This is a genomic window from Pantoea sp. B_9, assembly GCF_008632015.1.
In the GTDB taxonomy this organism is placed as follows: domain Bacteria; phylum Pseudomonadota; class Gammaproteobacteria; order Enterobacterales; family Enterobacteriaceae; genus Pantoea; species Pantoea dispersa.
Map to the genome: position 1 here is coordinate 89,508 of NZ_VWVL01000004.1, position 12,881 is coordinate 102,388.

Here is a 12,881-nt window from a genome sequence, read left to right on the forward strand (position 1 = left end):
CCGGCTGGTAAGCAACCGGAGCGGTGAGCCGTGGCGAGATCAGAAAAAACGCGCCGCAACAGCGGGTGCGGCGCGTTAAACCTATTTTTTCAGCATCGGCTTGAGGAAGCGTGCAGTATGCGATTTTTCGCACTGTGCAACGGTTTCCGGCGTGCCGGCCACCAGGATTTCACCACCGCCGCTGCCGCCTTCCGGACCGAGATCGACAATCCAGTCAGCGGTTTTGATCACGTCGAGGTTGTGCTCAATCACCACGATGGTATTGCCCTGATCGCGCAGCTGATGCAGCACTTCCAACAGCTGCTGGATGTCGGCAAAATGCAGGCCGGTGGTCGGTTCATCGAGAATGTACAGCGTCTGACCGGTACCGCGCTTCGACAGCTCACGCGCCAGTTTAACGCGCTGCGCTTCACCGCCGGACAGCGTGGTTGCCGACTGGCCAAGACGAATATACGACAGGCCGACATCAATCAGCGTTTGCAGCTTACGCGCCAGCGCAGGTACCGCATCAAAGAACTCACGCGCCTCTTCGATGGTCATCTCCAGCACTTCGTGAATGCTCTTGCCTTTGTATTTAATCTCCAGCGTTTCGCGGTTATAGCGTTTGCCTTTGCACTGATCGCACGGCACATAAATGTCCGGCAGGAAGTGCATTTCGACCTTGATTACGCCGTCGCCCTGACAGGCTTCACAGCGCCCGCCACGCACGTTAAAGCTGAAGCGGCCCGGATTGTAGCCACGCGAACGCGCTTCCGGCACGCCGGCAAACAGTTCACGCACCGGGGTAAAAATCCCGGTGTAGGTGGCCGGGTTTGAGCGCGGGGTACGGCCGATCGGGCTCTGATCGATGTCGATCACTTTATCGAAGTGCTCCAGCCCGGCGATCTCGCGATACGGCGCAGCTTCACCGCTGGTGGCACCATTCAACTGGCGCTGCGCAATCGGGAACAGCGTATCGTTAATCAGCGTCGATTTACCGGAACCGGACACGCCGGTGATACAGGTAAACAGCCCAACCGGAACCGTCAGCGTGACATCCTTGAGGTTATTACCGCGCGCGCCGCTCAGTTTCAGTACTTTGGACGGATCGCCTTTCACCCGCTCTGCCGGCACCGCGATTTCACGCTTGCCGCTGAGGAACTGACCGGTGAGAGAATCTTCGTGCGCCATGATGGCATGCACATCGCCCTCGGCTACCACCTGGCCGCCGTGCACGCCAGCGCCCGGACCGATATCAATAATATGGTCAGCGGCGCGAATCGCGTCTTCATCATGCTCAACCACGATCACGGTATTACCGAGATCGCGCAGGTGAATCAGCGTCGACAGCAGGCGTTCGTTGTCGCGCTGATGCAGACCGATGGACGGTTCATCCAGTACGTACATGACGCCAACCAGACCGGCACCAATCTGGCTCGCCAGACGAATACGCTGTGCTTCACCGCCGGACAGTGTTTCCGCTGAACGCGACATCGACAGATAATTCAGGCCGACGTTGACCAGGAAGCTCAGACGGTCGCCAATTTCCTTCAGCACTTTCTCGGCGATTTTGGCGCGCTGGCCGCTCAGCTTCAGATTGCGGAAGAAGTCCATAGCGTGGCCGATGCTCATATCCGAGATGGTCGGCAGGTTGGTGTCTTCCACGAACACATGGCGCGCTTCACGACGCAGGCGCGTCCCTTCGCAGCTGGCGCAGGCGCGGTTGCTGATAAACTTCGCCAGCTCTTCGCGCACCGCGTTGGATTCCGTCTCTTTGTAGCGGCGCTCCATGTTATGCAGCACGCCTTCGAACGGATGACGACGCACCGAGGTATCGCCGCGATCGTTGATATATTTGAACTCAATGTTCTCTTTGCCGGAGCCGTACAGAATCACTTCGCGCGCTTTCTCGCTCAGGCTATTGAACGGCGCTTCGACATCGAAATCCAGATGTTCCGCCAGCGAGCGCAGCATCTGGAAATAGTAGAAGTTACGGCGATCCCAGCCGCGAATGGCGCCACCGGCCAGCGACAGCTCCGGATTTTGTACCACGCGATCGGGATCGAAATATTGCTGAACGCCGAGGCCGTCACAGGTCGGGCAGGCACCGGCCGGGTTATTGAACGAGAACAGGCGCGGCTCCAGCTCGCGCATGCTGTAACCGCATACCGGGCAGGCAAAGTTAGCTGAGAACAGCATCTCTTCGGTATCGGGATCGTCCATATCCGCGACGATCGCCGTGCCGCCACTCAGTTCCAGCGTCGTTTCAAAGGATTCGGCCAGACGCGTCGCCAGATCGTCACGCACGCGGAAACGATCGATCACCACCTCAATGGTGTGTTTCTTCTGCAGCTCCAGCTTGGGTGGATCCGACAGATCGCACACTTCGCCATCAATACGTGCGCGGATGTAGCCCTGCGCCGCCAGATTTTCCAGCGTTTTGGTGTGCTCGCCTTTGCGGTCTTTTACCACCGGCGCCAGCAGCATCAGGCGCCGACCCTCTTCCTGCGCCAGGACCTGATCGACCATTTGGCTGACGGTTTGTGCCGCCAGCGTGACGTTGTGATCCGGACAGCGCGGTTCACCCACGCGGGCAAACAGCAGACGCAGGTAGTCATGAATTTCAGTGATGGTGCCGACGGTCGAGCGCGGGTTGTGTGACGTCGATTTCTGCTCAATGGAAATGGCAGGCGACAGCCCCTCGATGTGGTCTACGTCCGGTTTCTCCATTAAGGAAAGAAACTGGCGCGCATAGGCAGAAAGCGATTCAACATAGCGGCGCTGGCCTTCGGCATACAGCGTATCAAACGCCAGCGAAGACTTACCGGAACCCGACAGACCGGTCACTACAATGAGCTTGTCGCGTGGGATGATCAGGTTGATATTCTTCAAATTATGGGTGCGAGCACCGCGGACTTCAATCTTATCCATTCACCTTTCCCGGATTAGGCAACGCTCGCCATGCCTTGCCAGCACGACCAGCAGAAACGCATCATTATGGCACAAAAAATAAACTGAATAAATATCCAGTGTTTTTGCTATCCTGTCACGGTCGAAAAACTGGAATCCCGCTCGAAAGTGGGAAGCGTCATTGTGACGTGATACAATTTTTCGCTTAGACTTTTAGCATTAACTCATCGGGAGACAGCAACATGGCCAGTCGTGGCGTAAACAAAGTGATTCTTGTCGGGAATCTGGGTCAGGATCCGGAAGTGCGCTACATGCCGAATGGTGGCGCGGTAGCCAACATTACGCTGGCCACGTCAGAGAGCTGGCGCGACAAGCAAACCGGTGAAAACAAAGAGATCACCGAGTGGCACCGCGTCGTGCTGTTCGGCAAGCTGGCTGAAGTCGCCGGCGAATATCTGCGTAAAGGTTCGCAGGTCTACATTGAAGGCCAGCTGCGCACCCGTAAATGGCAGGACCAGAGCGGTCAGGACAAATACACCACCGAAGTGGTCGTGAACGTGGGCGGCACCATGCAGATGCTGGGTGGTCGTCAGCAGGGCGGCAACGGCGGTGGCGCACCGATGGGCGGCCAGGGCGGCGGCAACAATAACGGCTGGGGCCAGCCGCAGCAGCCACAGGGTGGGGGCAACCAGTTCAGCGGCGGCGCGCAGCAGCGTCCACAGCAGCAGAGCGCACCGGCGAACAACGAACCACCAATGGATTTCGACGACGATATCCCGTTCTGATTGGCGTACCGATCCACGCATTATCCAGCCCTCGCTTCTGCGAGGGTTTTTTTATGTCCTGATAAGCCGGCGATCAAACATAAACGGTAACGCTTTCACACCCGGCAGATAGTCACTAAATGCAGGATGGAGAGGGTTCAGGATGGCGTTGTTTTCCATCGGGATAATCGTGGAAGGTAGCATCAGCGCGGCACCTTCAGCGGATTGCAGCCAGCCGGTGCCGAGATCCATTGTCGACAGTGGCGCTGGATCATGACGCCAGTCCGGCGGCAAAAATGCTTCAGCAAGATAGGCAACTTCTGCATCCGGGATGTCGATACTGAGTAAGGTGTACTCATCCAGCACCGACTCTCTTCCGATATGGACCAGCACTTCCAGTGCTGCGAGTGACACCGACGTGGCAACATAAACGGTGGGATAGCCTTTATGATTCCAGCGTCCACCATACTGTTTTGCCCCATAACCGGACCAGGCTTCAGCCGCATACTGGCTCTTCGTCAGCCGATAAAAAATCACGAGAAAACACCGTGCTCCAGACGGCCGATCAGATCGAGCACATCCAGCGCACCGCTCTCCGTCGTCAGTAAGGTGATGGGCGCAACATTGCCTAACCCTTTCACCGGCCGGCTCAGCCACTGGGTGGCCTCTTCTTTATTACCAGCAAAAAGCTGAACGGCGGCATCCATCACGCGGACGAAGCGGGCGACACGTTCACTCTCGTCGGGTGACAGACTTTTACCCGTGCTTTTACGACGGGCAATGTTGCGTTCATTAATCCCTGTGACCTTCATGATTTCGGCGCGCGTCATGGCCGACCAGTGACGGATATCATCAATGACGGCCACCGGCAAACCGGCTTCCAGCATACGCGTTAACTCAATACCACGTGGAGGCAGGCCTGCAACCCGCCACAGCGTGTTGTCATTGGCTCCAGGCTGAGGAATATAAGCTCGCATGTGAGAAACTCCATACAGACAAGTGTCATGCTCTATTATTGACACTTGTCAGATTATTTCAATAGCGCAACCCTTAATGCGCGCGCCACTCCCGCAGTAATTCTTCCGTGGTTTTAACCCGCACCGGATTGCCCGGCATGATCAAATCCGCCCACACTTCGTTGTGCTGATTAATAAGCTGCTGCGCCGACACATGTGTGCGATCGGCGGTGGTGTGGGCATCGGCCGCCACGGTGACGTGATAGCCAAGGCTGGCCCCGACTTTGATGGTGGTATCGACGCAATAATCGGTGGCGCAGCCGCAAATGACAAAGCTTTCAATCTGATGCTGTTCAAGCTGCGCCGCGAGCCCGGTTTGCCAGAAGCTGTCGCAGGCGGTTTTGGTGATGTAAAGCGCGCCGGCGGGTTGTTCCAGTTCGGCGACTATTTGCCAGTCTGCGGAGTCAGCGGCTAAATCCGGCCCGCTATGCTGAATAAAAATGACCTGATCGGCGGCGGCCATCAGCTGATTAATGCGCGCGCAGCGTCCGGCGCGGTCGTAACGCGGCGTTGCCAGCACGCCATTTTGCATATCCACTACCATTACCACCCGTTGTGCCATTGTCGCCTCCTTTATAGGTCAGGCCCCAGTGTCGCGCTGAAGGGCCAGGCGCGTAAAGCGATTGGGCTTTGCTTTTTTTGTGCGCGCCGCGCATGCTTACTGCCTGATAGCGTATGGAGGTGTGTGGTGACGGTGGTTCCCGAAGTCTTTCCCTGTGAGCAGGATCGTGCGCAGTTTCAGCACTTTGCTGAGCTGCCGGGCATTGAGCTTTATCAGGCGCACATCTCCCGCTACGCTTTTGAGCCCCATACCCACGAAGCCTTCGGGATTGGCACCATTGAATCCGGCGCGCAGCGCTTTCGTTACCGCGGCACCAATTATGTCGCGCCGGTGCATTCGCTGGTGATGATGAATCCCGATGAACTGCACACCGGTGAATCGGCCTGCGCTGAAGGCTGGCGTTATCGCATGATCTATATCGATCCGGCGGAGATGGATCGGCTGACCGGCGATCGCAACTGGTGGTTTAGCGATGCGCTGCGCACCGATGCGCGTCTGGCACAACCTTTCTCTCACGCGCTGGCACAGATGTGGCAGGCGCAAAGTGCGCTGGAGCGGCAGGGCGCGCTGCTGGATCTGCTGGAGTGGCTGCGTCCGCTGGCGCAGCAGGGCGTCGCGCGGCCGCGCGAAGGCGCCCACCGCTTTGATGTGGTAAAAGCCTGGCTGCGCGATAACCTGGCAGAGCCGGTGCGGCTGGAGGAGCTGGCGGCGCTGGTATCGCTGTCGCCGTGGCATTTTCTGCGCAGTTTCAAACAACACTTTCACGTCACTCCCCATCAAATGCTGATGGCCTTCCGCCTGTTCGAGGCCAAGCAGCGGCTGGCGCAGGGCGAGAGCGCCGCGAGCGTGGCGGCGGCGGTTGGCCTCACCGACCAGGCGCATCTGACGCGGGCGTTTGCCCATCGTTACGGCATCACGCCGGGACGCTATCAAAAGCAGGTGTTCAGCGGACGTTAACCGCAATCTGCTACAAGCCTTTCACCTTTTCCTGCGCCACACTGTGGCGCATTAAAGATAAAGGAAAGGTGTATGTTTGCAGGAATAGTGTTTGCCCTCGCGGCAGGGCTGATGTGGGGCATGATTTTTGTCGGGCCGCTGCTGATACCCGATTATCCGGGCACGTTGCAATCAGCGGGTCGCTATGTTGCCTTTGGTCTGGTGGTGCTGCCGCTGGCGTGGCTCAGCCGGCGCCGGCTAAAACAGCTGACGCGTCCGGACTGGACGGAGGCGGTGAAGCTGTCGCTGGTGGGCAATCTGCTCTATTATGCCTGCCTCGCCAGCGCGATTCAGCGCACCGGCGCACCGGTCTCCACCATGATCATCGGCACGCTGCCGGTGGTGATCACCGTCACCGCTAACCTCTGTTACGGCCATCTCGAAGGAGGTCTGCCATGGCGCCGGCTGATGCCCGCGCTGGTCATCATTGCTGCCGGTCTGGGCTGCGTCAACGCGGCGGAACTGCACGGGCAGGGGCCGGCATTTGATCTCTGGGGCTACCTGAGTGGCCTGCTGCTGGCGGTGCTGGCAGTGGTGTGCTGGACCTGGTATCCGCTGCGCAATGCGCGCTGGCTGCGCGAACATCCTCAGCACAAACCGTCGAGCTGGGCCACCGCGCAGGGGCTGGTGACATTGCCGCTGGCGCTGGTGTTTTATGGGCTGGTGAGCCTGCAGATTCACTGGCAGCAGCCCGATTTCGCTTTGCCGTTCGGCCCGCAGCCGGCGCGCTTTATCTGGCTGATGCTGGCGATTGGTTTGTTCTGCTCATGGCTGGCGGCGCTGTGCTGGAATGCCGCCAGTCAGCGTTTGCCAACGGTAGTGATGGGGCCGCTCATCGTATTCGAAACGCTCTCTGGCCTGCTGTGGACCTTTATTTACCGCCAGAGCTGGCCACCGTTGCTCACCAGCATCGGTATCGGCTGTCTGATCGTTGGCGTGATCTATGCCATGCGCATTAAACCGCAGCGGCTGACCGCACTTCCTTAACCCTGCCCTGCTGCTGAGTCATCCACTCAGCAGCGCTTTCCTCTGATATTTTAGGAATTTGACCAGCCGATAATCCCGCCTCAGTGACCTGATACTGGCCGCCACGCGCACGCTATATAACCGAGCAGCGCTACGGCTGCCCGGTTTTCATTCTCTTCCGCTATAAAACTCCCTGCCGTCAGCACGGTAAAAGGTCGACTTTAGCTGCCTTTTAGCATTCCGGTGGGATAAAAAAAGCGCATATCGGGCAACAATTCGCCGGTTTAGCGCGTAAAAAACTCTCCGCCAGTCGGATTTTTACCCGGCTGTGGCACTGAAAATCCAGCGTGAGAAGCCACCTTAGCCTTAAGCGTTACCGGCATTGTTAAGAATGATTCCCAACAGCTGCCAGAAAAAAAGATTAAAGATGACGATGGATTTAAGCGCAGTATTTACCGTGGATAACCGTTTTTCGGCTTTATAGTTTAAACATCATAACGTTTTTGAACCGGAGTATTCCTGGTGTGGTTTAAGAGTTAGCCGACTAGCGCTGATCGCCAAAGCGATCATAAACGCAGCGGCCAGATCCAGTTTAAAACTGAGCCAATGTGTGAGCGGTTACACCGTGTTGTTCATTAACGCTTAACAGAATTGTCTGTGATCAGGTCTGATTATTAGTAATCGTGAAGTAATAGACTAAGCACCAATCTCACCGAAATGAGATTGGGCTAAGTCTAAATGGCTTGAAACGCGAGGCTTTTGCTGGTGTGAATCAATTTTACCGCAAAAAAGGAAGTGATTCCGTGATGGCATTCATCAGGAAAAAGTGGTTCGAATTGTTATGTAGCGAATGCCGAATTTAATGATCTTCATCTCTTCTGGTAAGAACAAATCTCAGCATTAAGTCATATAACATCGGCCTCAATGGTATTAGCGATTATCGGAACCGGAAGGGTAATGATAAACGCTACGGCTAATATCCAGTAAACGACAGCTGCGACGGGTACCGATGTCGAAAGTGGTTTGCAGGAAGTTGACCGCCTGACGCTTTTCATTCGTAGTGAAGAAGTTTTTCAGCACGCTTTGCAGCATCTCCTTGTCGGAGCTCAGGGTCTGCAGTTCGCGCGTAAGGTTCTGCAGTTTATCCTCCAACTCCTTGATTTTTCTACCCTCCTCTGAAGAAAGTCCGGAGAACTTCTTCTTCCAGCTATAGAAGGTGGCCTCGGAAATGCCCAGCTCCTCACAAATCTCCCTGACTTTCACTCCCGTTTCAGAAGCTTTAATGGCATTTGTGATTTGCTCTTCGCTATATCGTGACTTTCTCATAAATGCTCTTACCTTTCTTATCAATTAGTGGATGAGAATTACTGTATTAATATCTGGTACTGCAAAAACGGTATTAATGCAGTATTAAAGTGCGCGATTAGAATTGCGAGGGTTAAATTAAGTTATTTAGAATAAATATCATCATGGGATAAATCTTATTTTATTCTGAATGCCATTGAACGCCTTCCTGGTGCTGGGTTTTTGATATAGATTCATTCCATCCCAAATGCAGAAAAATACGACAATCATTGGAAATTCGGCATAGCCTGCTTGCAAAAAACTCAGGATATGCCTGTGAACTTTTGTCCTGAATTCGGGTTGAAATCGTTTACATCCATCGGGCTTCGCACCAGGTTTAATCGGAATTTTCCTGAATTTAATCGCTAAACTCTGACGCGAGTCTCATTTTTCGGACCAGCCTGGTTTGAAGTTATTAAATTGTGTCAGGCCCACTGAGCGCTTGTTAATTCATTTCAAGGACGTTGTACCGAAAAGCAGTTGCTGTACGTAATACTAAGGACCAGTCAATGAAATTGAGCGTAATGTCTAATGCCGCCTGGATGATGTCTGAGAAGATCGTCTCGGTATTCGGCGTCATATTTGTGACCTCCTACGTGGCAAAATCCTTTGGCCCAACGGTGTTTGGTCAAATGGCGTTTTCGACCTCGCTGTTCTCCATGGTGCAAACCGTGGCGATTTTTGGTACCGAAACCATCCTGTTCAAGCGCATCAGCAAAAGTGCGCCGAAAGGCCTGCGGTTGATGGCCGTGGCGCGGACCATGCGCCTGGTGCTGCTGTTGCTGACATCAATCCCGGTGTTGATTTGGGTCTGGTACAACATGCAGGAAAACTTCCTTGCGTTTGCACTGGCCTCGTTTATCTCGTCGGTGTTTGTTACCCAGGACACGTTCAGCGTGTATAACAATGCGCGGCTGGCGTCGCGGCTCAATACCATTGCCAACTCGGCCGGCTTGCTGCTGGGCTTTGCCATGAGCTTCACCATCGCCTGGCTGCACCTCAATCCACTGTGGCTCACCGCCTCGATTGTGGCCGTCACGCTGGTGCCGTACGCCATCAAGCGCGTCAATTTCTATCGCGAACATCAGGATCTGGCGCCGCCGCAGGACAAGCGCACCACCTACCTGCGCTACCTGATGTATGCCGGCCTGCCGCTGGCTATCTCCAGCATCTTTATCTCGGTGCAGGTGAAAGCCGCACAGATGTTCCTCGCGGGCATCGCCTCAGCGCGCGACCTTGGCCTGTTCGCCGCCGCGAATACCATTTCGGCTTCCTGGATTTTTATCCCGGTTGCCATCATCACTTCCTGCTTCTCGGAGATTTTCCGCGAGCGTGGAGCAGCCGCGATCAAGCTCACCGCGCGGCTGAACGGCTATGTCATGGGAGTTTCATTGCTGTTATTAGCGGTGATTGCCTTGTACGGCGAAAAAATCATCATCGCTTTATATGGTCACGAGTACACACAGTCCGGAAGTCTCATTACGTTACTGTCGTTAGCAACCTGCTTTTCGGCAATGGGGACCGTCGCTTATCGCTACATGGTGAAAGAGGGCGGGTTTAACTATCTGTTGAAGAAGATCATTTGTCTGATGGTCATCAGCCTGCCGCTGTCGTGGTGGCTGATCCAGGGCTACGGCATCATGGGTGCCGCCTGGAGCGTCTTCATCACGGAGTTACTGTCCCTGACTGTAATGAATTACTTCTTCAAAAACGGCGTCATCCAAAAAATTCAGGTTTCCTCACTCAACTACAAAACCTACAAATGAGGTCAGATATGATCAGGTTGAAAGACGAACTCAGAAGAAGCGTACAGTATTTCATCAAAAAGATGCCCTGGGCGTACCAGGATCGCATTTACTACTTTCACAAATTCCGTAAGCTGCCGAACCTGCGTCAGCCGAAGGTGTTCAATGAGAAAGTGCTGTATCGCAAATTCGTCTACGGCGACTACCAGTGCTATGGCCGCCTGTCGGACAAGTTTTCGGTGCGTGAGTACATTGCCGAAAAGGTGGGCAGTGAGTATCTGATTCCGCTGGTTTATGAGACCAGCGATCCGCACTCACTGCATACGCTGCCGAGCTGGAAGAACACGGTTATCAAGCCGAATCACGGCTCCAACATGGTCGAGATCCTGCTGGAAGAACCGGATGCGCTGAAAAAACAGCAAATTATCAGCGACTGCCAGCGCTGGCTGAAGACCGATTTCGCCAACGAGGCGCGCGAGATTCACTATCGCTATATTAAGCCGCGCATTCTGGTGGAGAAGTACATCGGCGATGGCAAAACCGCGCCGATCGATTACAAGTTTCACATGTTCAACAAGCGCGACGGCAATTTTGAATATGTGCTGCAGGTGATCTACAACCGCTGTAATCCGCTGCTGTCGATGAACTTTTACGTCAACAATCTTAACGAGGCGTATCACAAAATCCGTGATACCGGGCTGGATGTGTCACCGTTGCTGCCACAGCTGCAGCACGCGCTGGCGCTGAGTAAAACGCTGGCCAGCGACTTCGATTATGTGCGTGTGGACTGGTATATCGATGGCGAACAGATCTACTTCGGTGAGCTGACGTTCACGCCAGGCGCCGGGCTGGTCACCGGGTTGGATCGGGGGCTCAATCAGATGATGGGTGATATGTGGATTCAGGATCGTCGCGATACGCAGAGATCGGACGTCACGGTGCCGGAAGTACCACTTCCAGCCGTATTGAAGAAAATTTGAAATCACACAGCAAAATAAAAAACCCCGCTTAGCGGGGTTTTTTATGCGCCGCGTTTACGGCATTGGCCAGTCGGCTGGTGTCTGGCTCATCACCTGAATAAACGCCTCTTTGGTGATGGACATAAAGTTATGCACGTTTTCCATGCTCAGCGTAATGCCGAGCAGACCGGTAACGAACCAGCATGACATCGCTACGCCCACGCCGCCGCACATCAGCGCCATCACGTGGTGGCTGTTCTGCCGCAATTTAATTTTCATGGTGCTGGCGAAGAACATCATTACCGCGCTGAGCAGTTCCCAACGCATGACGATCAGACTGGTAGTTAACGTAGCCATCGGCGAAAAACCTCTTGAAATCAGTAATATCCCTGACATTCATCGGACATCACTGGCGGCAGACAAGGGAGGTCAGGGAAGCCCTTCTGTCGTCTTAATACAGCTTGAATCTGTGACTTGGATCACATTATATCACTGGATTTGAAAATTTGAACAAAATTTAGACCTGGTATGGCAGGCTAGGAAAGGGCTGGAGGAAGATGAAGAGAAGGGGAAAGGCGCGCCCGCGCGGGGCGCACTGACTTCAGCGTACCGGGCAGCACTCGCCGGTGGTGCGCTGGGCAAAGCTGTTCATGCCTTCGCTGCAGTCAAAGTTGACCAGACGCGGACGCTGCACCATCGCCTGGCGACGCATGCTGTGACGGTAAGCGGTAGGGGTTTGCGAGAACTGACGGCGGAACACGCGTGAAAACGTCTGCTGCGAGTCGTAGCCGTACTGCATCGCAATGTCGAATACCGGACGCTGCGTCTGACGCAAGGCCTCGGCGGCCAGCGTGAGACGGCGTTCACGAATATAACCACCCAGCGTTTGTTTCGTAACTGTACGGAACATACGCTGCAGGTGCCATTTCGAGTAACCCGATTTTGCCGCCACTTCATCAATCGACAATGTTTTATCCAGATTCTGATCGATCCAGTTAGTCAGTGAATGGATGATTTCCTGTTGCATCATAGCCTGTTCCTTCTGCAAGGTTATCGCCTGGTTTGAAATTCGCTGTTTTGCTGGGGTGCGAGTATAATTCCTCAAGTTAACTTGAGGTAAAGGCCCTAAATGAAAAAAGAACGCAATTACCCGAAACCGGTGCTGACGCCGGGCGAAGTGGCGAAACGCAGCGGCGTGGCGGTATCGGCGCTGCACTTTTATGAAAGCAAAGGCTTGATCAGCAGCACGCGCAATGGCGGTAATCAGCGCCGCTACAGCCGTGATGTGCTGCGCCGCGTGGCGATCATCAAAATTGCCCAGCGCATCGGGATTCCGCTGGCGACGGTCAGCGACAGCCTGATGCATGTGCCGGTGAATAAGCGCATGTCGACGCAGGAGTGGGACGCGCTGACGCAGCACTGGCGCGAAGAGCTGGATAAACGCATCGAAACCCTGACGCGTCTGCGCAACGATCTGGACGGCTGCATTGGTTGCGGCTGCCTGTCGATGCGCGACTGTCCACTGCGCAATCCGGGTGACCGTCTGGGGCAGCAGGGCTCCGGAGCGGTCCTGCTCGATCCGCAACAGGACGAGCCGCAGCGTTAATCCGCTATACTAGATGCCAACCCTTAGCAGCAAG

The 12,881-nt window shown here is 54.9% G+C and carries 13 protein-coding genes; 6 read left to right on the plus strand and 7 right to left on the minus strand.

Annotated features, from left to right (window positions below):
- Nucleotides 1-81: 81 nt before the first annotated feature.
- Nucleotides 82-2,910 carry an excinuclease ABC subunit UvrA gene (gene uvrA / locus F3I21_RS13550; protein WP_150059149.1) on the minus strand — a complete coding sequence of 943 codons (2,829 nt, stop codon included), beginning with the start codon at nt 2,908-2,910 and terminating at the stop codon, nt 82-84.
- 221 nt (nt 2,911-3,131) lie between these two features.
- Between uvrA and ssb1 the strand changes: the two genes are divergently transcribed.
- A complete protein-coding gene (gene ssb1 / locus F3I21_RS13555) occupies nt 3,132-3,674 on the plus strand; it encodes a single-stranded DNA-binding protein SSB1 (RefSeq protein ID WP_021507842.1) in 543 nt (180 codons plus the stop codon).
- A 51-nt stretch (nt 3,675-3,725) separates the two neighbouring features.
- On the opposite strand, the gene F3I21_RS13560 is transcribed toward ssb1, so the two are convergent.
- From F3I21_RS13560 to F3I21_RS13570, 3 genes are all read right to left on the minus strand, one after another.
- Nucleotides 3,726-4,190, minus strand: coding sequence for an RES family NAD+ phosphorylase (locus tag F3I21_RS13560; RefSeq protein ID WP_088515717.1), 465 nt, complete (start codon nt 4,188-4,190; stop codon nt 3,726-3,728).
- A complete protein-coding gene (locus F3I21_RS13565) occupies nt 4,187-4,630 on the minus strand; it encodes an antitoxin Xre-like helix-turn-helix domain-containing protein (protein ID WP_141496166.1) in 444 nt (147 codons plus the stop codon). Before F3I21_RS13565 ends, F3I21_RS13560 begins: the two co-directional genes overlap by 4 nt.
- A 73-nt stretch (nt 4,631-4,703) precedes the next feature.
- Nucleotides 4,704-5,231 (minus strand): isochorismatase family protein, encoded by a 528-nt coding sequence (locus F3I21_RS13570; RefSeq protein WP_150059150.1) that lies wholly within the window; start codon nt 5,229-5,231, stop codon nt 4,704-4,706.
- Nucleotides 5,232-5,357: 126 nt separating this feature from the next.
- Between F3I21_RS13570 and F3I21_RS13575 the strand changes: the two genes are divergently transcribed.
- Both F3I21_RS13575 and F3I21_RS13580 read left to right on the plus strand, forming a co-directional pair.
- Nucleotides 5,358-6,188, plus strand: coding sequence for an AraC family transcriptional regulator (locus tag F3I21_RS13575; protein ID WP_058757554.1), 831 nt, complete (start codon nt 5,358-5,360; stop codon nt 6,186-6,188).
- Nucleotides 6,189-6,260: 72 nt separating this feature from the next.
- Nucleotides 6,261-7,214, plus strand: coding sequence for a DMT family transporter (locus F3I21_RS13580; RefSeq protein ID WP_150059151.1), 954 nt, complete (start codon nt 6,261-6,263; stop codon nt 7,212-7,214).
- A gap of 909 nt (nt 7,215-8,123) precedes the next feature.
- Here F3I21_RS13580 and F3I21_RS13585 read toward each other — a convergent pair.
- Nucleotides 8,124-8,519, minus strand: a complete 396-nt coding sequence (locus F3I21_RS13585; protein WP_031279757.1) for a transposase — start codon at nt 8,517-8,519, stop codon at nt 8,124-8,126.
- 527 nt (nt 8,520-9,046) lie between these two features.
- Here F3I21_RS13585 and F3I21_RS13590 point away from each other — a divergent pair.
- Together F3I21_RS13590 and F3I21_RS13595 are read left to right on the plus strand one after the other, a co-directional pair.
- Nucleotides 9,047-10,303: a polysaccharide biosynthesis C-terminal domain-containing protein gene (locus tag F3I21_RS13590; protein WP_058757552.1), complete on the plus strand. Its 1,257-nt coding sequence runs from the start codon at nt 9,047-9,049 to the stop codon at nt 10,301-10,303.
- Between the two features lie 8 nt (nt 10,304-10,311).
- Entirely contained in the window at nt 10,312-11,262 is a 951-nt protein-coding gene (locus tag F3I21_RS13595) for an ATP-grasp fold amidoligase family protein (protein WP_031279756.1), read from the plus strand.
- 54 nt (nt 11,263-11,316) lie between these two features.
- Here F3I21_RS13595 and F3I21_RS13600 read toward each other — a convergent pair whose 3' ends face one another.
- Nucleotides 11,317-11,598 carry a YjcB family protein gene (locus tag F3I21_RS13600; protein WP_010618515.1) on the minus strand — a complete coding sequence of 94 codons (282 nt, stop codon included), beginning with the start codon at nt 11,596-11,598 and terminating at the stop codon, nt 11,317-11,319.
- Between the two features lie 244 nt (nt 11,599-11,842).
- Nucleotides 11,843-12,271 carry a superoxide response transcriptional regulator SoxS gene (gene soxS, locus F3I21_RS13605; protein WP_058757551.1) on the minus strand — a complete coding sequence of 143 codons (429 nt, stop codon included), beginning with the start codon at nt 12,269-12,271 and terminating at the stop codon, nt 11,843-11,845.
- 99 nt (nt 12,272-12,370) lie between these two features.
- On the opposite strand from soxS, the gene soxR reads away from it, so the two are divergent.
- Nucleotides 12,371-12,847 carry a redox-sensitive transcriptional activator SoxR gene (gene soxR / locus F3I21_RS13610; RefSeq protein WP_150059152.1) on the plus strand — a complete coding sequence of 159 codons (477 nt, stop codon included), beginning with the start codon at nt 12,371-12,373 and terminating at the stop codon, nt 12,845-12,847.
- The last annotated feature ends 34 nt before the right edge of the window (nt 12,848-12,881 follow it).